At 60.7% G+C, this 22,405-nt stretch carries 18 protein-coding genes and 1 other RNA gene; 9 read left to right on the top strand and 10 right to left on the bottom strand.

All coding sequences use genetic code 11. The features are described from left to right. Nucleotides 1-5 precede the first annotated feature (5 nt). Together ligA and ACM6IK_RS27350 are read left to right on the top strand one after the other, a co-directional pair. Nucleotides 6-2,363 carry an NAD-dependent DNA ligase LigA gene (gene ligA / locus ACM6IK_RS27355; RefSeq protein WP_414876786.1) on the top strand — a complete coding sequence of 786 codons (2,358 nt, stop codon included), beginning with the start codon at nt 6-8 and terminating at the stop codon, nt 2,361-2,363. Between the two features lie 211 nt (nt 2,364-2,574). Next, complete coding sequence (locus tag ACM6IK_RS27350; RefSeq protein ID WP_414876785.1) at nt 2,575-3,738, top strand: putative zinc-binding metallopeptidase; 1,164 nt, start codon at nt 2,575-2,577, stop codon at nt 3,736-3,738. 241 nt (nt 3,739-3,979) lie between these two features. Here the strand turns inward: ACM6IK_RS27350 and ACM6IK_RS27345 are convergent, their stop codons facing one another. Next, entirely contained in the window at nt 3,980-6,139 is a 2,160-nt protein-coding gene (locus ACM6IK_RS27345) for a M60 family metallopeptidase (protein WP_414876784.1), read from the bottom strand. A 234-nt stretch (nt 6,140-6,373) separates the two neighbouring features. Here ACM6IK_RS27345 and ACM6IK_RS27340 point away from each other — a divergent pair, with 234 nt between their 5' ends. Together ACM6IK_RS27340 and ffs are read left to right on the top strand one after the other, a co-directional pair. After that, nucleotides 6,374-6,532 (top strand): hypothetical protein, encoded by a 159-nt coding sequence (locus ACM6IK_RS27340; protein ID WP_414876899.1) that lies wholly within the window; start codon nt 6,374-6,376, stop codon nt 6,530-6,532. A gap of 258 nt (nt 6,533-6,790) precedes the next feature. Continuing rightward, nucleotides 6,791-6,887: signal recognition particle sRNA small type (ffs, locus tag ACM6IK_RS27335), an RNA gene on the top strand. A 60-nt stretch (nt 6,888-6,947) separates the two neighbouring features. On the opposite strand, the gene ACM6IK_RS27330 is transcribed toward ffs, so the two are convergent. After that, nucleotides 6,948-7,745 carry a substrate-binding periplasmic protein gene (locus ACM6IK_RS27330; protein WP_414876783.1) on the bottom strand — a complete coding sequence of 266 codons (798 nt, stop codon included), beginning with the start codon at nt 7,743-7,745 and terminating at the stop codon, nt 6,948-6,950. 123 nt (nt 7,746-7,868) lie between these two features. On the opposite strand from ACM6IK_RS27330, the gene dnaX reads away from it, so the two are divergent. The 5 genes from dnaX (at nt 7,869) to ACM6IK_RS27305 (ending at nt 13,683) form a co-directional block, all read left to right on the top strand. Continuing rightward, entirely contained in the window at nt 7,869-9,962 is a 2,094-nt protein-coding gene (gene dnaX / locus ACM6IK_RS27325; protein WP_414876782.1) for a DNA polymerase III subunit gamma/tau, read from the top strand. A 67-nt stretch (nt 9,963-10,029) separates the two neighbouring features. After that, nucleotides 10,030-10,368 carry a YbaB/EbfC family nucleoid-associated protein gene (locus ACM6IK_RS27320; RefSeq protein ID WP_007971455.1) on the top strand — a complete coding sequence of 113 codons (339 nt, stop codon included), beginning with the start codon at nt 10,030-10,032 and terminating at the stop codon, nt 10,366-10,368. 268 nt (nt 10,369-10,636) lie between these two features. After that, complete coding sequence (locus ACM6IK_RS27315; RefSeq protein ID WP_414876781.1) at nt 10,637-11,671, top strand: NADP-dependent oxidoreductase; 1,035 nt, start codon at nt 10,637-10,639, stop codon at nt 11,669-11,671. A gap of 79 nt (nt 11,672-11,750) precedes the next feature. After that, the gene (recR, locus tag ACM6IK_RS27310; RefSeq protein WP_007995809.1) at nt 11,751-12,353 is read left to right on the top strand and encodes a recombination mediator RecR; all 603 of its coding nucleotides are present in this window, start codon (nt 11,751-11,753) and stop codon (nt 12,351-12,353) included. A 181-nt stretch (nt 12,354-12,534) separates the two neighbouring features. Continuing rightward, nucleotides 12,535-13,683: an acyl-CoA dehydrogenase family protein gene (locus ACM6IK_RS27305; protein ID WP_414876780.1), complete on the top strand. Its 1,149-nt coding sequence runs from the start codon at nt 12,535-12,537 to the stop codon at nt 13,681-13,683. 147 nt (nt 13,684-13,830) lie between these two features. Here the strand turns inward: ACM6IK_RS27305 and ACM6IK_RS27300 are convergent, their stop codons facing one another. The 8 genes from ACM6IK_RS27300 to ccoG all read right to left on the bottom strand — a co-directional run bounded on the left by ACM6IK_RS27300 (nt 13,831) and on the right by ccoG (nt 22,376). Further along, the gene (locus ACM6IK_RS27300; protein WP_108218883.1) at nt 13,831-14,379 is read right to left on the bottom strand and encodes an adenine phosphoribosyltransferase; all 549 of its coding nucleotides are present in this window, start codon (nt 14,377-14,379) and stop codon (nt 13,831-13,833) included. Between the two features lie 80 nt (nt 14,380-14,459). Next, the gene (gene fnr / locus ACM6IK_RS27295) at nt 14,460-15,194 is read right to left on the bottom strand and encodes a fumarate/nitrate reduction transcriptional regulator Fnr (RefSeq protein WP_414876779.1); all 735 of its coding nucleotides are present in this window, start codon (nt 15,192-15,194) and stop codon (nt 14,460-14,462) included. Nucleotides 15,195-15,284: 90 nt separating this feature from the next. After that, nucleotides 15,285-16,667, bottom strand: a complete 1,383-nt coding sequence (hemN, locus tag ACM6IK_RS27290; RefSeq protein ID WP_414876897.1) for an oxygen-independent coproporphyrinogen III oxidase — start codon at nt 16,665-16,667, stop codon at nt 15,285-15,287. A gap of 216 nt (nt 16,668-16,883) precedes the next feature. After that, entirely contained in the window at nt 16,884-17,567 is a 684-nt protein-coding gene (locus tag ACM6IK_RS27285; protein ID WP_414876778.1) for a sulfite exporter TauE/SafE family protein, read from the bottom strand. Then, nucleotides 17,560-17,778 carry a cbb3-type cytochrome oxidase assembly protein CcoS gene (gene ccoS / locus ACM6IK_RS27280; RefSeq protein WP_414876777.1) on the bottom strand — a complete coding sequence of 73 codons (219 nt, stop codon included), beginning with the start codon at nt 17,776-17,778 and terminating at the stop codon, nt 17,560-17,562. Before ccoS ends, ACM6IK_RS27285 begins: the two co-directional genes overlap by 8 nt. A gap of 22 nt (nt 17,779-17,800) precedes the next feature. Beyond that, entirely contained in the window at nt 17,801-20,254 is a 2,454-nt protein-coding gene (locus ACM6IK_RS27275; RefSeq protein ID WP_414876776.1) for a heavy metal translocating P-type ATPase, read from the bottom strand. A gap of 155 nt (nt 20,255-20,409) precedes the next feature. Further along, nucleotides 20,410-20,949: a FixH family protein gene (locus tag ACM6IK_RS27270; protein WP_414876775.1), complete on the bottom strand. Its 540-nt coding sequence runs from the start codon at nt 20,947-20,949 to the stop codon at nt 20,410-20,412. 11 nt (nt 20,950-20,960) lie between these two features. Next, nucleotides 20,961-22,376, bottom strand: coding sequence for a cytochrome c oxidase accessory protein CcoG (ccoG, locus tag ACM6IK_RS27265; protein ID WP_414876774.1), 1,416 nt, complete (start codon nt 22,374-22,376; stop codon nt 20,961-20,963). Between the last annotated feature and the right edge of the window lie 29 nt (nt 22,377-22,405).

Genomic DNA, 22,405 nt, shown 5'->3' with positions numbered 1-22,405 from the left:
CACCCATGACCGCCGCCAAGAACCGTATTTTAGAGCTGCGCGCTGAGCTGGATCAGCACAACTATCGCTACCACGTGCTCGACGAGCCGAGCATTCCGGACGCCGAATACGACCGTTTGTTCAACGAGCTCAAGGCGCTGGAAGCGGCCAATCCCGAACTGATCACCAGCGACTCACCAACCCAGCGAGTGGGCAGTGCGGCGCTGTCGGCGTTTACCCAGGTGCGTCACGAAGTGCCGATGCTCAGCCTCGGCAACGCCTTCGAAGAAACCGACATGCGCGAGTTCGATCGCCGCGTGACCGAGGGCCTGGATTTGCCAGCGGGCGATCTGTTCGGTGGCGGCGCGACAGTCGAGTACAGCTGCGAACCCAAGCTCGATGGCCTGGCCGTCAGCCTGCTGTATCAGGACGGCGTACTGGTACGCGGTGCCACGCGCGGCGACGGTACGACGGGTGAAGACATCAGCGTCAATGTGCGCACCGTGCGCAATATCCCGCTCAAGCTGCACGGCACCGGTTGGCCGGCGACCCTGGAAGTGCGCGGCGAGGTGTTCATGTCCAAGGCCGGTTTCGAACGGCTCAATGCCACGCAGCTGGAAGTCGGCGGCAAGACCTTCGCCAACCCGCGCAACGCGGCGGCAGGCAGTTTGCGCCAGCTGGATTCGAAGATCACCGCCAATCGCCCATTGGAATTCTGCTGCTACGGTATCGGCCAGGTGTCGGCGGACATTGCCGATACGCACATCGGCAATTTGCAGCAACTCAAGGCCTGGGGCATGCCGATCAGTCATGAGCTGAAATTGGCGCAGGGTATCGCCGAATGCCTGGATTACTATCGCGACATCGGCGAACGTCGCAGCGCGCTGCCGTATGAAATCGACGGCGTGGTGTTCAAGGTCAACAGCATTGCCTCCCAGCGTGAACTGGGTTTTCGCGCCCGTGAGCCGCGTTGGGCCATCGCCCACAAATTCCCGGCGATGGAAGAACTCACCGAACTGCTCGATGTGGAGTTCCAGGTCGGCCGCACCGGTGCGGTGACGCCGGTGGCACGCCTGAAACCGGTCAAGGTTGCGGGTGTCACGGTGGCCAATGCCACGCTGCACAACATGGACGAAGTCGCGCGCCTGGGGCTGATGATCGGCGACACGGTGATCATTCGCCGCGCCGGGGACGTGATTCCGCAGGTGGTGCAAGTGGTCATGGAGCGTCGTCCGGAAAACGCCCGGCCGGTGCAGATTCCCGCGCAGTGCCCGGTATGCGGTTCCCATGTCGAGCGCACGCAGCTGATCAAGCGCAGCAAGGGCCGCGAGACGGTCAGCGAAGGCGCGGTGTATCGCTGCGTCGGTCGCCTGGCCTGCGGCGCGCAACTCAAGCAGGCCATCATTCACTTCGTTTCCCGTCGTGCCATGGACATCGAAGGCCTGGGCGAGAAGAGCGTCGAGCAACTGGTCGACGAAGGCCTGGTGAGTTCGCCGGCCGATCTGTACGCCCTGACCTTCGAGCAGATCGTCGATCTGGAAGGCTTTGCCGAACTGTCGAGCAAGAACCTGCTCGGCGCCATCGAAGACAGCAAGAAGCCGAGCCTGGCGCGGTTCATCTACGCCCTCGGGATTCCCGATGTCGGTGAGGAGACGGCCAAGGTCCTGGCGCGCTCCCTGGGCTCGCTGGAGCGGGTGCAGCAGGCCTTGCCGCAAGTATTGACGTACTTGCCGGACGTCGGGCTGGAAGTCGCGCACGAGATCCACAGCTTCTTCGAGGATGCGCATAACCAGCAGGTGATCGCTGATTTGCTCAGGCATGGCATGCAGATTCAGGATCAGGGCGAGTTGGGCGCCGAGTTTTCGGCGAGCACCACACTCGGCGGCTTCCTCGACAAGCTGCACATTCCGTCGGTCGGGCCGGGCGGGGCGCAGAAACTGGCGGACAAATTCGGTTCGCTGCAAGGAGTGATCGGCGCGGACTGGCTGGACATGCGTCAGGCGCTGCCGGAGAAACAGGCCAATTCGGTACGCGAGTTTTTTGCGGTCGAAGAAAATCGCCAATTGGCCGAAGCGGCCGAGAAGCAACTGGCCGATTTCGGCATGCACTGGCAGAGCGAGAAGAAGGTCGTCGAAGGCTTGCCGCTGGCCGGACAGACCTGGGTGCTGACGGGTTCGCTGGAGCTGATGAGCCGCGATGTGGCCAAGGACAAACTCGAAAGCCTGGGGGCCAAGGTAGCGGGCTCGGTGTCGGCCAAGACCCATTGCGTGGTCGCAGGTCCTGGCGCCGGGTCGAAGTTGGCCAAGGCTAACGAGTTGGGGCTGAAGGTGCTGGATGAGGAGGCATTTGTTGAAACATTGCGAGGGTACGGCAAGCTCGATTAAAGGCGCGATTTAAATGTGGGAGCGAGCTTGCTCGCGATGAGGCCGTTACTGCCGACATTAATATTGGCTGATCTGCCGCCATCGCGAGCAAGCTCGCTCCCACAGGTGTTGCGCTCGACTTGCTAATTGGTGCAAGCCTTTCATTCGCACCATGGGAACGATCATCTCTGGGGAATGATCTAGTCTTGGCAAACCCCAGGGAGAGATCGACATGTACCCTTTCTTCGAGCAGCTCAGCTCGCGCATCGCCGCGCCGTTCAAGGGCGAGCGTTCACGCAACAGCAAGGTCTGGTCCTGTCGTTGCGGGCAGTCGCTGTTCTTTCGCAACAGTCAGTGCCTGGCCTGTTCGGCAGCGTTGGGTTATCAGTCGGCGCAGAGTCGCTTGTCCTCACTGCAAGCGGGTGTACAAACGGACACCTGGCTGCTTGATGTCGATCCCGAGGCTGGCCTGTTTCGACGCTGCGCCAACCTCGACTCCCCGGCAGCCTGCAATTGGTTGCTGCCAGCCAATGATCATGACGTCTTGTGCATTGCCTGCAGCCTCAATCGCACCATTCCCGACCTGTCGATAGCCGACAACCACGAGCGCTGGGGCAAGGTGGAAATTGCCAAGCGACGCCTGGTCGCCCAACTGGTCAGTCTAGGGTTGCAGGTAACTCCCAAAACAGTCGATGAAGAGACTGGCCTTGCTTTCGATTTTATTGGCGTGGACCTGGAAGGAACGCTGCCGACCACGGGCCATGCCAACGGCCTGATCACCCTTGATATCAAGGAAGCCGACGACGCCCACCGCGAGCAGGTGCGGGTGCAAATGCATGAACCCTATCGCACGTTGCTCGGGCATTTTCGTCACGAAGCCGGGCATTACTACTGGGATCGATTGATCGCCAATAGCCAGTGGCTTGAGCCTTTTCGCGGATTGTTCGGCGATGAACGCGCCAGCTATGCCGAAGCCCTCGAACGACATTATCAGCAGAACGCGCCGCTCGACTGGCAGCAGCACTGCGTCAGCGCCTACGCCACCATGCACCCGTGGGAAGACTGGGCCGAGACCTGGGCGCATTACCTGCACATGATGGATGCGGTGGACACCGCGCTGGGCTTCGGCATGAGCGCCCGGGACATGGACTTCGACTATCAGCCGTTTCCGCTGGATACCCTCTACGATCCACAGCATCCCGATGGCGCGGCATTTCTATCGTTCGTCAACGCCTGGATCGAACTGGCCGGCATGCTCAATGAACTGTCGCGCAGCATGGGACAGCCGGATTTCTATCCGTTCGTCCTGCCGCCGGCGGTAATCGCCAAGCTGCACTTTATTCATCTGGTGATTCAGCAGGAGGGCGGCAGGGCGGATGAGGTGTTGGCACAATAGGATCAAAAGATCGCAACCTGCAGCTGCTGCATCTTGGATCTCGGTCTTCAGTGGGGGCTCGCTTCTTGATGGACAAGTACAATCCCAAAGCGGGCTTGCTCGCGAAAGCGATTTTACATTCAGCATGAATGCTGATGGGGATTTCGCTATCGCAAGTAAGCTCGCTTGCATGTTTAGACGTGAGGGGGCTTTGTTACCTGGCGGAAAACAAGTCGCTCTCATCACAACTTGATGCCTGGTGTTATTGGATTGTGACGGTGAACCTGTTCCTTACAGCGCCAGTGCCTCCCTTGCTTTGTGTAGCCCGCGCTTCCCGCTCGCCAGCAGATAGTTTCATGCCAACGTAGGACCAGTCTCCGTTCGTGTTGACAATGGCTGCTCCCACCAGGCGCCAGGGGGCAGTACGCAGCCCCTGCTCGATTGTGACCGTGGCGCCGGGAGTACCCTTGCCCGCATAGACAGGTCTGTGATCCTCATTAAACGAAACACCTTCGGCGGGAAATGTCAGGGTCGGAGGAATCTCAACTATCTCGGAAACCGTGAATCTGTTCTTGGCGAAATCGGTGTCATCGTCGCCTTGCGTCGCCCGTGCTTCCCGTGCATCAGCAGTGAGTGGCGAGCCGATCAAGAACCAGTCTCCGGAATCATTGACCGTGGCCGTGCCTACCCGACGCCACGCGCCCGTGCGCGGACCCTCGTCGATTCTGACCGTCGCGCCCGGAGTGCCTTTGCCGCTGTAGATAGGTACATGGTCCTCACCGAACAAAGCACCTTCCGCAGGCGAGGTCATTGTGACCTCAATCGCCTCCAATTCCGTGACCGTAAAGGGATTTCTTGCGAAGCCAGTGCCCTCATTGCTCAATGTTGCCCGCGCTTCCCGATTACCGGCAGGGAGCGCAAGACCTTGGAACGACCAGTCACCGGAAGCTCTGACCGTGGTCGTTCCAACAGGATACCAGGCGCCGTCGAGCCGACCCTGCTCGATGGTAACCGTGGCCCCCGGCGTACCTTTGCCCTCATATAAAGGTGCGTGGCTCTCACAAAACGAAGCTCCCCTGGCTGGAGACGTCAAAGTGGCAGGAACCAGCAGAGGAGGAACAGTGCGTTCGATGACGTCGGTTGGTCGGTTCATGTTGTTCCAGATCTCGTACTTGAGCGCGGGAAGCTTGGCGAGTTCCGAGCGGGTCGCGTCATCAAGCGGCATGCCCCACTCCTCGAAGAACCGGGTCAGGTTACGGTTAGCCACTTTCCCTGAGGTGAGCATGAAGTGCCGCTGAATGCCTAGGGCCGTTTCTGGCTCTGGAATGCCTGCCGAGTTTTCGGTGCGAAACTGTTGGGCAAGTTGAGCGTAAAAGTTACCTCCGAAACCACGGCGGAGTTGGTCGAGCATCAGCAGCTTGAGCCATACATTGGAAATAGATGCATAGTCACGGTCAGCAATGGGCGTCTTGCGGAACTCGGCCACCGCATTTCGTGTCGGCGTATCGTCTAGAGCGTTTGGAAAACCCAGTGCTTCTTGTACCGCAAGCGATGATATATTTACCGAAACTTCGGTCATGCTAGACCAGCGAACTTCGTAGGGTTGATAGGTGTGGCCGACCTCATGGTATAGACCCCACAAATTGTTTTCGGGGTTCATTAGAATCGCCCTGCCAGCACCAGTGTTAACCTGGAAAGTGATGCGCCCATCTGTAGCTGAAGCAAACCCGGGGCCGCTATCTGGATTGGATATGTAGATGCGGTTTGAAGATTTATGTGCGACACCGTGCGCATGTTTTGATAATCCGTAAAGGACGTTGGTATGAGCGACGACCGCGTCGAACACACCGATTCTTCTGTCGAGGTCGATATCAAGTATCCACGGAAGAACCCCGCGGCTCTGAAAGTCCCCCATGACATAGTCACCGATAAGCTCGACAAAGGGCGCTGTTTTCCAGCGATCGACCTGCGCACGGAAGTCCGCGTTTGTTGTCACGCCTTTAATGTAGGTGGGAACCGGTTCTCCACCGCTCACTTCGACGGTCGCAACGGTGTTGAATATCCGGTTTTGAATGTAGATCATGCCGTCGAGCGGCGCCACGATCACGTTCGCACCCGGATTCAAGGCGAACCGTGCGTGTGACTTCTGCACCCCGCCATTATGTTCCCCATAGATCCCAAACAGTCCGATGACCAGTTCGAGACCGCTTAGCGATGGGGAAACTATGACGTTTAATTGAGTGTCTGTCCGGGCATAACGGCCAGTAGGTTGCAAGTTACTGTGGTTAAACCACCGCCCCTCACTTTTCCTGGCTGCATCAGCATCGACTTCTGCATCAGCTCGAAGAATGGAGTTCTGATCGGTGACCACCAGTTCAACTGGCCGGAATGCGCTCGAAAAATTTTCAACGATTGAATTCATGATTTTCTCGATTTGAGTAATTGAAGTTGCATCCAGAAAAGGGGCGGGGTATCGATCGCCGTTATTGCAGTACTGGGCTGTCGAGTTGTCCGGCCAAACCTGTTAGTAAGGCCGTTAGTTTTAATCTCCAATGCAGGCCTTGTCGACTGTCAGAAATACCAGTTTTTGTTTGCGGTGATATGGAAGTTTGTATAGGTCAACTATTTCCACAACAGCGTCAGAAGGACTCCGTTCATGGCTCGAGAGCGACCCGGTTTCAAGGCTCCAGCCTTTTCCCTGGTTGTAGGTAATCTGTCCGGTGTGAACCTGGTGAGCTTCGCTGGCAAGCGCAGAATTCTGGATATCTTCCCAAGCGTGGAAATCCAGCCTGCGTCGCATCGGCGCGCGAGTTGATTGCCAAGCTGTGATCCAGCAACAAGGCGGCAGGGCGGATGAGGTGTTGGCACAATAGGATCAAAAGATCGCAACCTGCGGCAGCTCCTACAGGTGTACGCCGATCCATGCAGGAGCTGCCGCAGGCTGCGATCTTTAAGGCCAGCGCATGTCCTTGAAGCAGCTCATATTTTTTAATATCCCCGAACGGTTGTAAGTTCGCCTCAGATAGGTACAATGACGCGGCTCGCCGACAGGTGAGCGTCGTTATGGTGACCCCATCGGTCCCCCCGCAACGATCAACCGTGAACCCGGTCAGGCCTGGAAGGGAGCAGCCGCAGCGGTGACATTGTGTGCCGGGGTGTGGCTGGTGGGGTTACCACCTTAACGCCACGCGAGTGTTCTCTCGCGTTATTTATCTGAAAACAGACTTTCGCTAGCTGCCAGGATCTTGTCCGGGGCGGTTTTTCGTCGTTTGCGGTTTATCCACAGGCGCAGGCTCGTCACCGATATACAGCCGAACAATCGCATCGATCTCCCCGGACATTTTCATCTGCACCAGGGTGCGCAGAATGCGCTGCACCGGCACTTGCGGATCGTTGCGTACATAGCAGCCGAGATTCTGCTCCTGCAGTACCGCCACGCTGTGCAGTTGTTGGTCCGACAGCAGTCGCTGATTGAACCAGTCCAGGCTCCATTGATTGCTGACGGCATAGCGGTTGCGGCCGGCGATGAGTTTTTCCAGCACCAGTTCCTGATTGCGTGCGTCGTCGCGCTGCAGTTGGCCGGCGTCGAACAGCGGTTGCAGGGCCGGATAGCTGTAGCCCAGCACGGTGCCGATGGACTGATCCGGCAAATCCACCGGGTTCACAGCGGTGGGGCGCGCATTCCGGGTGATCAACAGGTCGGGCTGGGTAAAGAGCGGGATGCTCCAGAGATAATCGCCAGACTGATTGGGTAGCCACGATTGCGCGGCATAACAGCGGACATCGACTTCGCCTTGCTCCATGGCGTTTTGCACCCGCCCGCGGGGCAATACATGGAATTCGGCCGGTACGCCGACCTGGGTCGCGAGGCTGAGCATCACGTCATACAGGATGCCCTGGGTCGGTTTGTCCTGTTCAAGTTGCACCATGGGCATGGTCCAGCTGTCGGGTATCACGAAGCGCAGCGGTGCTTGCGCAGCCATGCCGTCCAGGCTGATCAACAGCAATGCCCCCAAGGCCGGCCGCATAAACACTCCGTTAATAGCCCCCGATGTGCAGCTTAGCCAGAATACACGAGCGCACCGGATGCAATTTGTGCCTTGCTCCGCTAGCATTAGCCGCTTCTGCTTCCTTCGCTGCGACGGTTTTCGATGAGTTATCAGGTTCTTGCACGTAAATGGCGTCCGCGCTCGTTCCGCGAAATGGTCGGCCAGACCCATGTGCTCAAGGCTCTGATCAATGCCTTGGACAGCCAACGGCTGCACCACGCGTACCTGTTCACCGGTACCCGGGGGGTCGGCAAGACCACCATCGCGCGGATCATTGCCAAATGCCTTAACTGCGAAACAGGTATCACTTCGACCCCCTGTGGCGAATGCTCGGTGTGTCGCGAAATCGACGAAGGCCGCTTTGTCGACCTGATCGAGATCGACGCCGCGAGCCGCACCAAGGTCGAAGACACCCGTGAATTGCTCGACAACGTGCAGTACGCCCCGAGCCGTGGGCGCTTCAAGGTCTACCTGATCGACGAAGTGCACATGCTCTCCAGCCATTCCTTCAACGCGCTGCTCAAAACCCTCGAGGAGCCGCCACCCTACGTCAAGTTCATCCTGGCCACCACCGACCCGCAGAAACTTCCTGCAACGATTCTGTCGCGGTGCCTGCAGTTCTCCCTGAAGAACATGACGCCGGAACGCGTGGTCGAGCACTTGACCCATGTTCTGGGTGTCGAGAACGTGCCGTTCGAAGACGATGCGCTGTGGTTGCTGGGCCGCGCGGCTGACGGGTCGATGCGTGACGCGATGAGCCTGACCGACCAGGCGATTGCCTTCGGTGAAGGCAAAGTCATGGCCGCCGATGTGCGGGCGATGCTCGGGACCCTCGATCACGGGCAGGTCTACGACGTCCTGCATGCGCTGATCGAAGGCGATGCCAAGGCGTTGCTCGAAGCTGTCCGCCACCTGGCCGAGCAAGGCCCGGACTGGAACGGCGTGCTTTCGGAAATTCTCAATGTGCTGCACCGCGTTGCCATCGCCCAGGCCTTGCCGGAAGGCGTCGATAACGGTCACGGCGACCGTGATCGCGTGCTGGCGCTGGCCCAGGCGTTGCCGGCCGAAGACGTGCAGTTCTACTACCAGATGGGCCTGATCGGCCGCCGCGACCTGCCGCTGGCGCCGGATCCCCGGGGCGGTTTTGAAATGGTGCTGCTGCGGATGCTGGCGTTCCGGCCCGCAGACACCGCGGATGCCCCGAGGCAACCGCTAAAGCCAGTGGGGATCAGCCAGGCCACAGTTGATTCCGCAAACTCAGTGGCTGCCGCGCCGGTTGTTGCGCCGGTAGTCGCTGCGGCCGTTGCACCGATAGCGGCGGCGCCAGTGGCGACGCCAGCGCCTGCACCGGAACCGGAACCGGTTGCGCCGGTCGTTGTGCCGGAACCTGCGCCTGCGCCTGCGCCTGTGGTTGAAGCGGTCGTGCTCGAAGAAGTTGTCGACCTGCCGTGGAATGACCCGGTCGAACCCGCGCCCGTTCAGCAAGCGGCGGTGGAGCCTGTACTGGAAACCGTCAGCGATCAACCCGAATTACCGCCGATGCCGATGTCGACACCGGACAGCGTGGTGCCGGACGCCCCGGAGTGGGCCGCCGCGCCGATCCCGGAACCTTCGGTGGCCGACGTCGATGCCGCGACGCCGGGCATGGACCTGGATGACGAGCCGCCGCTGGACGAGGATTACATCGAGCCGGACATGGATTCGGCCTACAGTTACCTCGACGAGCTGGCCAGCGAGCATGCCGCCGACCCGGCTCCTGAGCCCGAGCCTGAGCCCGCGGCAATGCCGGCCACCGGTCTGGCCCTGCAATGGCTGGAACTGTTCCCGAAATTGCCGATCTCCGGCATGACTGGCAGTATCGCCGCCAACTGCACGCTGATCGCGGTGGATGGCGACAATTGGCTGATGCACCTGGCCCCGGCCCACAGTGCCTTGTTCAACGCCACTCAGCAGCGTCGCCTGAACGATGCGCTGAACCAGTATCATCAGCGCACACTGACCCTGAGCATCGAGCTGATCAAGCCCGAACAGGAAACCCCGGCACAAGCGGCTTCGCGCCGCCGCGCCAACCGTCAGCGCGAGGCGGAGGAATCGATCCACGGTGATCCGTTCATCCAGCAAATGATGCAGCAGTTCGGTGCGGTGGTCCGTAACGATACTATTGAACCTGTCGACGCCCTGGTCGCTCAGGGCTAATAACTGAAGGCGCTCGGCCGCTTGGGCCAGGCGCTGTTTTGATCCAAGTACTTTTGAGGTGATTACCATGATGAAAGGTGGCATGGCCGGCCTGATGAAGCAGGCGCAGCAGATGCAGGAAAAAATGGCCAAGATGCAGGAAGAGCTGGCCAACGCCGAAGTCACCGGTAAGGCCGGTGGCGATATGGTCACCGTGGTGATGACCGGTCGTCATGACGTCAAGAGCGTGACCATCGACCCAAGCCTGGTTGAAGGCATGAGCGAAGACGACAAGGAAATGCTGGAAGCCGTCATCGCCTCCGCGGTCAACGATGCCGTGCGCAAGATCGAAGCCAACAGCCAGGACAAGATGGGCAGCATGACTGCCGGCATGCAACTGCCGCCGGGCATGAAACTGCCATTCTGATTCGCCTTCAGACGGCAGATGAGTTACAAAAATGCCAGGCATAGCGCCTGGCATTTTTGTTTCTGGCATTGGAAATGTGGTGTTTGAAATGCCGTCATCGCGAGCAAGCTCGCTCCCACAGGATTCGCGGCGCTCGCAAAACCTGTGGGAGCGAGCTTGCTCGCGATGAAGTCACCTCCGGTGCAACTGAAAACACATCGAACGCCATACCGCCACAAAGGTCTGCTCCCTATATCACCGAGCCCCATCGATCACAGGAGACGCTGCCATGTCCGACCCCATGACCCTCAATCAACGCATTGTCCTGGCTTCACGCCCGATAGGCGCGCCAACGCCGGAAAACTTTCGCATGGAGCGGGTGGCGCTGCCGGACCTGACCGACGGTCAGGTGCTGCTCAAGACCGTTTTTCTGTCGCTGGATCCCTACATGCGCGGACGCATGAGTGACGCACCGTCCTACGCCGCACCGGTGGAAATCGGCGAAGTCATGACGGGCGGCGCTGTCAGCCGGGTCGAGCGCTCGCTCAATCCGAAGTTTCAGGAAGGTGATCTGGTGGTCGGTGCCACCGGTTGGCAAAGCCACAGCATCAATGACGGGCGCAGCATCATCCCGGTGCCGTCGGGGTTGCCAAGTGCGTCGATGGCCCTTGGGGTGCTGGGGATGCCGGGCATGACCGCGTACATGGGCCTGATGGACATCGGCCAGCCCAAGGCCGGAGAAACCCTGGTGGTTGCAGCGGCGTCCGGGGCGGTGGGGTCGGTGGTCGGCCAGGTGGCGAAGATCAAGGGCTTGCGCGTGGTCGGTGTGGCGGGTGGCGCGAAAAAGTGCCGTTATGTCGTTGACGAGTTGGGCTTTGATGCCTGCATCGACCACAGGAGTCCGGATTTTGCTGACGAGCTGGCGCAGGCCTGCCCCAAGGGCATCGACATCTATTATGAAAACGTCGGCGGCAAGGTATTCGACGCCGTGGTGCCGTTGCTCAATCCCAAGGCGCGGATTCCACTCTGCGGCCTGATTGCCTCCTATAACGCCTATGAAACGCCGAGCGGGCCGGATCGCCTGCCACTGTTGCAGCGCACACTGTTGACCAAGCGGGTGCGCATCCAGGGCTTCATCGTGTTCGATGACTATGGTGATCGCCAGCCGGAATTCCTCAGTGCCATGGCGCCCTGGGTGCGCGATGGCAAGGTGAAGTTCCGCGAAGACGTGGTCGATGGCCTGGAGCAGGCTCCAGATGCGTTCATCGGCATGCTGGAAGGGCGCAACTTCGGTAAATTGGTGGTTCGGGTTTCCCGTGACTGAGTAATTGACGCTGCAATTTGACGCTCAACCGAGGCGCGGGTATAAACCGCGTCTCGTTGTTTTGTCGGACTTTTCCACCATGAGCTTCAGCCCTTTGATTCGCCAACTGATCGACGCCCTGCGAATTTTGCCCGGCGTGGGTCAGAAAACCGCCCAGCGCATGGCGTTGCAGTTGCTCGAGCGTGACCGCAGCGGCGGCTCACGACTGGCGCTGGCCCTGAGCCAGGCCATGGAGGGGGTCGGTCACTGCCGCTTGTGCCGAACGCTGACCGAAGATGATCTCTGCCCGCAATGCGCCGATACCCGTCGCGATGACACCTTGCTCTGCGTGGTGGAAGGCCCGATGGACGTCTATGCGGTGGAGCAGACTGGTTTTCGCGGGCGTTATTTCGTGCTCAAGGGTCATCTGTCGCCGCTCGACGGTCTGGGGCCGGAAGCCATCGGCATTCCGCAATTGATGGCGCGGATCGAAGAGGCCGGCACGTTCACCGAAGTCATTCTCGCGACCAACCCGACCGTGGAAGGTGAAGCCACTGCGCACTACATCGCCCAATTGCTCAGCAATAAAGGCCTGATCGCCTCGCGTATCGCCCATGGCGTGCCGCTCGGTGGTGAGCTGGAGCTGGTGGATGGCGGCACGCTGGCGCATTCGTTTGCCGGGCGTAAGCCGATTTCGCTCTGAGTTCATGTGGCGTCCATGCTGACGCCATCGCGAGCAAGCTCGCTCCCACAGGGTATTGCGGCGTACACAAAACCTGTGGGAGCGAGCTTGCTCGCGATGCAGGCGACGCGGTTCAACTATTCTGTTGAAAACCAAGCAAGCGCTCGGTTAACTTCACTGACCCCTTCAGTGGAGCTCGACGATGTCTGCCTTTCAGGAATACTTCGACCCCAGCCACCAATTGGTCCGCGACAGCGTCAGACGTTTCGTCGAGCGCGAGATCCTTCCTGATATCGAGCAGTGGGAAGAAGCCGAAAGCTTCCCTCGCGAGCTCTACCTCAAGGCCGGTGCAGCGGGGATTCTCGGAATCGGTTACCCCGAAGCCTACGGAGGCAGCCACGAAGGGGATCTGTTCGCCAAGGTGGCCGCCAGTGAGGAGTTGATGCGTTGCGGCTCAGGCGGGCTGGTTGCCGGCCTGGGCTCGCTGGATATCGGCTTGCCGCCCATTCTCAAGTGGGCCCGGCCCGAAGTACGTGATCGTGTGCTGCCGCAGGTGCTGTCGGGAGAGAAGATCAGCGCCCTGGCCATTACCGAGCCCGGCGGCGGCTCCGACGTCGCCAACCTGCAAACCCGTGCCGTGCTCGACGGCGATATCTACCGGGTCAGTGGCAGCAAGACCTTTATTACCAGCGGTGTGCGCGCGGATTTCTATACCGTCGCGGTGCGAACGGGCGAGCCAGGTTTTGCGGGCATCAGTCTGTTGTTGATCGAGAAGGGTACGCCCGGTTTCACCGTAGGGCGGCAGCTGAAGAAAATGGGCTGGTGGGCGTCAGACACGGCCGAACTGTTCTTCGATGATTGCCAGGTGCCTGCAGGCAATCTGATCGGCACCCAGAACATGGGCTTTGCCTGCATCATGGGCAATTTCCAGAGTGAGCGTCTGGCCCTGGCATTGATGGCCAACATGACCGCACAACTGGCGCTGGAGGAGAGCTTGAAATGGGCGCGCCAGCGCGAAGCCTTTGGCAAACCGATCGGCAAGTTTCAGGTGATCAAACATCGCCTTGCCGAGATGGCGACCGCGCTGGAAGTGTCCCGTGAGTTCACTTATCGCCAGGCCGCGAAAATGGCGGCGGGGCAGAGCGTGATCAAGGAAATTTCCATGGCCAAGAACTTTGCGACGGATACCGCGGACCGGATCGTCACCGATGCGGTGCAGATACTCGGTGGGCTGGGTTACATGCGCGAGAGCCTGGTGGAGCGGTTGTATCGCGATAACCGGATCCTGTCGATTGGTGGTGGAACGCGGGAAGTGATGAACGAGATCATCTGCAAGCAGATGGGGCTTTGAACCGATCTTGAATTTAGTGGTGCTGCCGCTGACGCCATCGCGAGCAAGCTCGCTCCCACAGGGATCTACAGCGCACACAAATTTTGTGCATGATAAAGAACACTGTGGGAGCGAGCTTGCTCGCGATGGCGGTCTGGACGGCGCCGCTTACTTGTCGCTCAGGGCAAACTGCGTCAGGCAGAACGTAGGAATACCCATGTCTTCCAGACGCTGCGAGCCACCCAGTTCCGGCAGATCGATAATCGCCGCCGCTTCATGCACCCGCGCGCCCATGCGGCGGATCAGGTTGGCGGCAGCAATCAGGGTGCCGCCGGTCGCGATCAGGTCATCGAACATCACCACAGAATCCCCCTCGCACAGGCTGTCGGCGTGCACTTCCAGGAAGGCTTCGCCGTATTCGGTCGCATAGCCCTCGGCCAGCACGTCAGCCGGCAGTTTGCCTTGCTTGCGGAACAGCACCAGCGGCTTGTTCAACTGATAGGCCAGTACCGAACCGATCAGGAAACCACGGGCGTCCATTGCGCCGACGTGGGTGAAGTCAGCCTCGACGTAACGGTGGGCGAAGCTGTCCATCACCAGGCGCAGGGCCGTGGGCGACTGGAACAGCGGGGTGATGTCGCGAAAGATCACTCCCGGTTTCGGGAAGTCGATGACAGGGCGGATGAGGGATTTGATGTCGAAGGAATCGAAGGCCATAGTCGAGGAATCCTGGCAGGGCTGCAAACGACCCAGTATAACGGCGGCTGAACCGTTTCGCGCAGCCGCAATGGTTTGTTTCAGCCTTCCAGCGAGCCGCCGGCCAGGGCGCAAAGCTGGATCGGGTCGATAATCCGGATTTCCTTGCCTTCTGCCGCAATCAGTTCGTTTTGCTGAAAGCGCGTGAAGACGCGGGACACGGTCTCCACCGCCAGGCCCAGATAGTTGCCGATTTCGTTGCGCGACATGCTCAGGCGGAACTGATTGGCGGAAAAACCCCGGGCGCGGAAACGTGCCGAGAGGTTGACCAGGAACGTGGCGATGCGTTCGTCGGCGGTCTTTTTCGACAACAGCAGCATCATCTGCTGATCGTCACGGATTTCACGACTCATCACTCGCATCAACTGACGGCGCAACTGCGGCAATTGCAGGGCCAGTTCGTCTAGGCGTTCGAAAGGAATTTCACACACCGAGGTGGTTTCCAGGGCTTGTGCCGACACCGGGTGCTTTTCGGTGTCCATGCCCGACAGGCCGACCAGTTCGCTGGGCAGGTGGAAGCCGGTGAGTTGTTCCTCACCGGCGTCGCTCAGGCTGAAGGTCTTGAGGGCGCCGGAACGGACGGCATAGACAGAATCGAAGGTATCGCCCTGACGGAACAGAAACTCGCCTTTTTTCAGCGGTCGGCCACGTTTGACGATTTCGTCCAGCGCATCCATGTCTTCCAGATTCAGCGAAAGTGGCAGGCAAAGAGGGGCCAGGCTGCAATCCTTGCAATGGGCTTGATTATGAGCGCGCAGTTTTACTGGCTCGGACATTTCTTCAATCCTTGTGGGAAATCACACATAAGACGTAAGGGTAACTCACCATAGGATATCGAGGCCAGTCTGGGGCGCTTGCTTGCAGAATTAGATTACTCGTGAAAAACGCTGGCGACTGTGTTGTTCCAGATACGCGTCGAACACCATGCACACCGAGCGTACCAACAGTCGCCCGGCGGGCAGGATGGTGATCCTGTCGCAATCGAGTTCGATCAGCCCGTCTTTGGCCATGTCTTGCAACTGGGGCCAGAGATCACCGAAATAGCCCTGGAAATCGATGTTGAAGGCCTGCTCGATGTCGGAAAATTCCAGGCTGAAGGTGCAGATCAATTGCTGGATGACTGCGCGCCGCAAACGGTCATCCGCGTTGCACAGCAGGCCTCGGCTGGTGGCCAGTTGCGACGTGGCAAGGATGTTCTGATACTCGTTCAGGTCGCTGCTGTTCTGGCAGTACAGGTCGCCGATCTGGCTGATTGCCGACACGCCGAGGCCGATCAGGTCGCAATGACCGTGGGTGGTGTAGCCCTGGAAATTGCGTTGCAGGGTCGATTCTTCCTGGGCAATCGCCAGTTCATCGTCGGGCAGGGCGAAGTGGTCCATGCCGATGTAGCGGTAGCCGGCGCTGATCAGTTGCTCGATGGTGCGCTGCAGCATTTCCAGCTTCTGCGCAGGCGTCGGCAGCTCATTGCTGTTGATCCGCCGCTGCGGCATGAAGCGTTCCGGCAAGTGGGCATAGTTGAACACCGATAACCGGTCCGGTTGCAGGTGGATGACCTCTTCGACAGTGCGAGCGAAGTTTTCCGGCGTCTGTTTCGGTAATCCGTAGATCAGGTCGATGTTGATCGAGCGAAACTGCAAGGTGCGGGCGGCGTCAATCACCGCGCGGGTTTCTTCCAGGCTTTGCAGGCGATTGACCGCTCGCTGAACCTCCGGATCGAGGTCTTGCAGGCCGATGCTGACCCGATTGAAACCCAGTTCGCGCAGCAGGCCCATGGTCGACCAGTCGGCCTCGCGCGGGTCGATCTCGATGCCGTAGTCGCCGGAGTCGTCGTCCAGCAAATTGAAGTGTTTGCGCAAATGCGCCATCAACTGGCGCAGTTCGTCGTGGCTGAGAAAGGTCGGCGTACCGCCGCCGAAGTGCAATTGCTCGACTTTCTGCGTGGGGTCGAGGTGGCAGGCGATCAACTGGATTTCCTGTTCCAGGCGTTGCAAATACGGCTGCGCCCGGCCGCGATCCTTGGTGATGACTTTGTTGCAGGCGCAGTAATAGCAAATGTTCGCGCAGAACGGCACGTGCACGTACAGCGACAACGGGCGTTGAGCCTTGCGGCTGTCGCGCAGGGCATGAAGCAGGTCAAAGGTGCCGACCTGGCTGTTGAACTGCGCGGCGGTCGGGTACGAGGTGTAGCGGGGTCCCGCCAAGTCATAACGGCGGATCAGATCAGTGTCCCAACGAATGGCGTCGAGCATCATGCGGGCATTCCCCCGGATAGGCTGGCAGTGTCAGCCACTTTATGCGAGGGCGGGGTGGGGCATCTTGATTTGCATCAAGGGTCAAGAGTAACGGTGGCTATGCGGGCCTCATCGTCGGAACGCCGCCCGGAGCAAGCTCGCTCCCACAGTGGATTTGTGTTCACCGCAGCCCCCTGTGGGAGCGAGCTTGCTCGCGATGGGCGCGCCGCCGATCTAGTGCCCCATCAGCCAATGCTGATGCGGCCCCGGCAAAGTCCAGATGCCGAACAGCATCACCAGCAGTCCGCCCGCCATCCGCACGCTGCGCTTGCGCAACAATGCGGTGATGCGCTCGGCGGCAAGGCCTGTCGCCAGCAGCACCGGCCAGGTGCCGAGCCCGAACGCGAGCATCAACAATGCGCTGTCCAGCGCGTTGCCCTGGCTGGCCGACCACAGCAAGGTGCTATAAACCAGGCCGCACGGCAGCCAGCCCCAGAGTGCGCCCAACAGCAGCGCGCGCGGAACGCTCGATACCGGCAGCAACCGGTTGGCGACTGGCTGGATATGCCGCCACAAACCCCGACCGAGGCTTTCGATACGGGTCAGGCCGCTCCACCAGCCAGCCAGGTACAGGCCCATGGCAACCAGCAGCAAGCCGGCGAGGATACGCAGGAACATCGCCGCGGGACTGCTGGCCACGGCCCATCCGGCCAGGCCGATCAGCAGTCCGGCGCAGGCATAGCTCAGGATCCGGCCCAGGTTATAGGCCAGCAATAAGCGAAAGCGGCGGCTGCGTTGTTCCTTGGGAATCGCCAGGGTCAGCGCGCCCATCAAGCCGCCGCACATGCCCAGGCAATGGCCGCCGCCGAGCAAGCCGAGGATGACCGCAGACACCAGCAGTGGCGCCAATTCAAACATGGGGCGGGGCCTTGTCGTCCGTTTTGGCCGGTTGGCTGCTGGCCTCATCGACGGCAGCGGTGTGGTTCGGGTCCTGGTCGTCGAACAGGATGCTGTGGGCCGGGCCGTCGAGGTCGTCGTACTGGCCGCTGTCGACCGCCCAGAAGAAGATATAGACGGCGATGGCCACGATCAGCAGCGCAGCGGGAATCATCACGTATAGAGCTGGCATCTGGACTCCATGCCCGCGCGGCTCAGGCCGGCAGCGGGCGGGTTTCTGGCGTGGTGCCTGGGGCGGGCGCGCTCGGCATGTGAGTCAGGCGCAGGGCGTTCAACACCACGGTCAACGAACTGATCGACATGCCCACCGCCGCCCAGACCGGAGTGATCCAGCCGAGGGCGGCGAAGGGTAACATGAGGCCATTGTACAGCCCCGCCCACAGCAGGTTCTCGATAATGACCCGGCGGGTACGCCGCGCCAGGCCGAAGGCTTGCACCAGCGCGTCGAGGCGGTTGGACAGCAACACGGCATCGGCACTGGTTTTCGCCAGGTCGGTGGCCGAGCCCATGGCGACGCTGATATCCGCCGCCGCCAGCACCGGCACGTCGTTGACCCCGTCACCCAGCATCAACACCTTGCGACCTTCCTTGTGCAACTGTTGCAGGACCTGCAGTTTGTCGTCCGGGCGCAAACCGCCGCGGGCTTCATCGATGCCCAGTTCCGTCGCCACACTGGCGACCATCGGCGAGCTGTCGCCGGACAACAGCAGCGTGCGCCAGCCACGCGCCTTGCACGCGGCCAGCAGCGCAGACGCGTCGGCACGCAAGCGATCATCGAGGACGAGCCAGGCCAGCGGCCCCTGGCTGTCGCCGAGCAGCAGCCATTGGCCAGCCTCTTCGGGCATCGACGGCACCACGGCACCGCTGAGTTCGCAGACGAAGCGAGGTTGGCCGATGCGCAGGCGTCGCCCGTCAACCAGTCCCTCCAGGCCGAGGCCCGGTGTGCTGTGGACTTCCTCGGCAGCCAACGGCGCGCGTCCGAACGCACGGGCGATCGGGTGTTCGGAGCGATTTTCCAGGGCGGCGGCGAGGCTCAGGCATTGATCGCTGTCGAGCGCTCCGAGCGGGCGGATCGAGCGCAAGGCCAGGCGCCCTTCCGTGAGGGTGCCGGTCTTGTCGAAAATCACCGTGTCGATCTGGTTCAGGCCTTCCAGGACATGGCCGCGGGTCAGCAGCAGGCCAAGTTTGTGCAAGGTGCCGGTGGCGGCGGTGAGAGCGGTGGGTGTCGCCAGCGACAAGGCGCACGGGCAGGTCGCCACGAGCATCGCCAGCACGATCCAGAAGGCCCGCGAGGCGTCCAGCTCCCACCACAGCAGGCCAATCGCGGCGGCGGCGATCAGCGACAACAGCAGGAACCATTGCGCGGCGCGGTCGGCGATTTCCGCCAGTCGCGGCTTTTCGGCCTGGGCACGATCGAGCAGGCGAACGATGGCCGAGAGGCGAGTGTCGTGGCCAAGGGCCTGAACCTCGACGGTCAGTGCGCCTTCGACGTTCAGGGTGCCGGCGGTGACCGCATCGCCGAGGGTGCGGGGTTGCGGCAGGTACTCGCCGGTCAGCAGCGACTCGTCGACACTCGACTGACCGTCGAGGATCTTGCCGTCAGCCGGAAGAATGGCGCCCGGATGAACCAGCACTTGATCGCCGACACGCAGTTCGCTGAGCAGAATGCGTTCGCTCTGGCCGTCGGGTGTCAATCGCAGGCACGAGGCAGGCAGCAGATTCACCAGCTGCGCGGTGGCGGCGGCCGTGCGCTCGCGGGCGCGCCGCTCCAGATAACGCCCGGCCAGCAGGAACAGGGCAAACATGCCGACGGCATCGAAATACAGTTCGCCAACCCCGGTGATCGAGGTCCAGATCCCGGCGATGTAGGCACTGCCGATGGCCAGCGACACTGAAACGTCCATGGTCAGGTGGCGGGTGCGCAGGTCGCGCATGGCGCCCTTGAAGAACGGTGCGCAGCTGTAGAACACAATCGGGGTGGTGAGGAACAGCGCGACCCAGCGCAGGATGGTGTGCAGTTCCGGGCTGAGGTCGATGTTGAATTCAGGCCAGGTAGCCATGGTTGCCATCATCGCCTGGAACCACAGCAGTCCGGCCACACCGAGCTGGCGCAGGGCCAGACGGTTTTCGCTGGCCAGTTGTTCGCAGGCTTGGTCGGCCTGATACGGGTGTGCGGCATAACCGATCTGGCGCAGTTCGCTGAGCATTTGGCTCAGGGGTAACTGCGCGTCGGCCCAGCGTACGTGCAGGCGATGGTTGGACAGGTTAAGGCGCGCTTCGGCCACGGCCGGCAAGGTACGCAGGTGTTTTTCGATCAGCCAGCCGCAGGCCGCGCAGCTGATGCCTTCCATCAACAGTGTGATTTGCGCCATTTCGCCTTCGTGGTGAACAAAGGGCTGCTGCACATCGGCGCGGTCGTACAGCGCCAGTTCGTCCACCAGTTGCACCGGTAGCGCCTCGGGGTTGGCCGAGGCTTCGCTGCGGTGCTGGTAATAGCTTTCCAGGCCGCCAGCGACGATGGCCTCGGCCACGGCCTGGCAACCCGGGCAGCAGAACTCGCGGGACTCCCCGAGTACGACGGCGATGAAGCGGTTGCCGGTCGGGACGGGCAGGGCGCAGTGGTAGCAGGGGTGTGGGGTGGTGGTCATGGAGTATTCACTGGTACTGCTGAATCTCTATCGTCGGATAGGGCCTCATCGCGAGCGAGCTCGCTCCCACATTTGATCGGTGTCGTGCACAAGATTCGGGTACACAGGAGATCCACTGTGGGAGCGAGCTTGCTCGCGATGCGCGAAGCGCGGCTTTACTTCTTCAGGTCTTCGGCGCCTTGCAGTGGTTCGTCGCCGAGCAGCAGATCCTTGTCGTGGCTGACCAGTTCCTCTTCGAACATGCGCCAGATGTGGTCGTCCTGGGTGCCGAGCAACTCGATAAAACGCCGGCCTTCGACCTTGTCGCTCAGTTGGCCGATGTAGCGGCCCTGTTCGGTTTCGCTGCGGGCCAGGGTGATCTTGCGATCCTTTTCCGGCTGGGTCGGCGAGATCAGGTTCAGCTCCAGGGTCTTGGGCTGGCTCTCGCCGCTCAGGCGCAGGTCAACCTCGCCGGTCACGTCATCGAGATGAACGCTGGCGCGCATTTTCAGGGTCTGGGCCAGCAGCTCACGGTCGAGGGAGCGGTTGATGCCTTTGCCAGCTTCGTAGTAGTTGTCGTTGACTAGGTTGTCCGGGTTGTTCACCGCGATGGTCACCATGGACAAGGTCAAGGCCACCGAGCAGGCGAGGATCCCGATGATGATCCACGGCCAAAGGTGCTTGTACCAGGGGCTTGCGGCAGTTGCTGCGGGCATGTTCAGTTCTCTCAACGAATTTGTGGGCCGATGAACCGGCTCTTGGCTTCAATGTGGACGCTGTCGTCATCGGCATCCTTGAGGATGAATTTCACCTCGTTGGTGCTCGACGGCAGTTTTTCCGGCGCAACGGACAACTCGGCAGGCTGGCTGACGATCTCGCCGGCCGCGACCTTGATCTCGCGCCGGCCCTGCAATTTGAGATCCGGCAGGCCAGAGGCTTCGAGCACGTAGGTATGGTCGCGCTGGTCCTTGTTCATGATTTTCAGGCTGTAGACGTTTTCGATCCGGCCTTCGGCGTTCTCGCGGTACAGCACGCGGTCCTTGCTGACATCGAAACCCACCAGCGCACGCATGAAGAATGCCGTCGCCAGCAAGCTGATCATCGCCAGCAGCACCACGGCATAGCCGATCAGGCGCGGGCGCAGTTTATGGGTTTTCTGCCCGGACAGGTTGTGCTCGGTGGTGTAGCTGATCAGCCCGCGCGGGTATTCCATCTTGTCCATGATGGCGTCGCAGGCATCGATGCAGGCGGCGCAACCGATGCATTCGATTTGCAGGCCGTCACGGATGTCGATACCGGTCGGACAGACCTGGACGCACATGGTGCAGTCGATACAGTCACCCAGGCCCTGAGCCTTGTAGTCGATGCCTTTTTTACGCGGGCCACGGCTTTCGCCACGGCGCGGATCGTAGGAAACGATCAGGGTGTCCTTGTCGAACATCACGCTCTGGAAGCGCGCGTACGGGCACATGTAGATGCACACCTGTTCGCGCAACCAGCCGGCATTGCCGTAAGTGGCGAGGGTGAAGAAGCCGACCCAGAAGTACGACCAGCCATCCGCCTGGCCGGTGAAGAAGTCGAACACCAGTTCGCGGATCGGCGAGAAGTAGCCGACGAAAGTCATGCCGGTGACGAAACCGATCAACAGCCACAGGGTGTGCTTGCTTAATTTGCGCAGGAACTTGTTGGCGCTCATCGGCGCCTTGTCGAGCTTGATGCGTTGGTTGCGGTCACCTTCGGTGACTTTTTCGCACCACATGAAGATCCAGGTCCAGACGCTTTGCGGGCAGGTATAACCGCACCAGACCCGGCCGGCGTACACGGTGATGAAGAACAGGCCGAAGGCGGCGATGATCAGCATGCCGGACAGCAGAATGAAGTCCTGGGGCCAGAAGGTGGCGCCGAAAATGAAGAACTTGCGCTCCGGCAGGTTCCACCAGACGGCCTGATGACCGCCCCAGTTCAGCCACACCGTGCCGAAGTACAGCAGGAACAACAGGGCGCCGCCGGTCATCCGCAGATTGCGGAACAGGCCGGTGAAGGCGCGGGTGTAGATTTTTTCCCTGGAGGCGTAGAGGTCGACGCTGTTGTTCGCGTTCTTGGCAGGTGGCGTGACATCGTGTACCGGAATCTGGTTGCTCATCATTGCATCCCACGGCAGTGGAAAAGTGC

Origin of the sequence: Pseudomonas sp. IT-196MI5 (assembly GCF_949767415.1) — a bacterium.
Lineage (GTDB): Bacteria > Pseudomonadota > Gammaproteobacteria > Pseudomonadales > Pseudomonadaceae > Aquipseudomonas.
The sequence above is the reverse complement of the archived record's forward strand: the minus strand, read 5'-3'. Positions and strand labels throughout refer to the sequence as shown.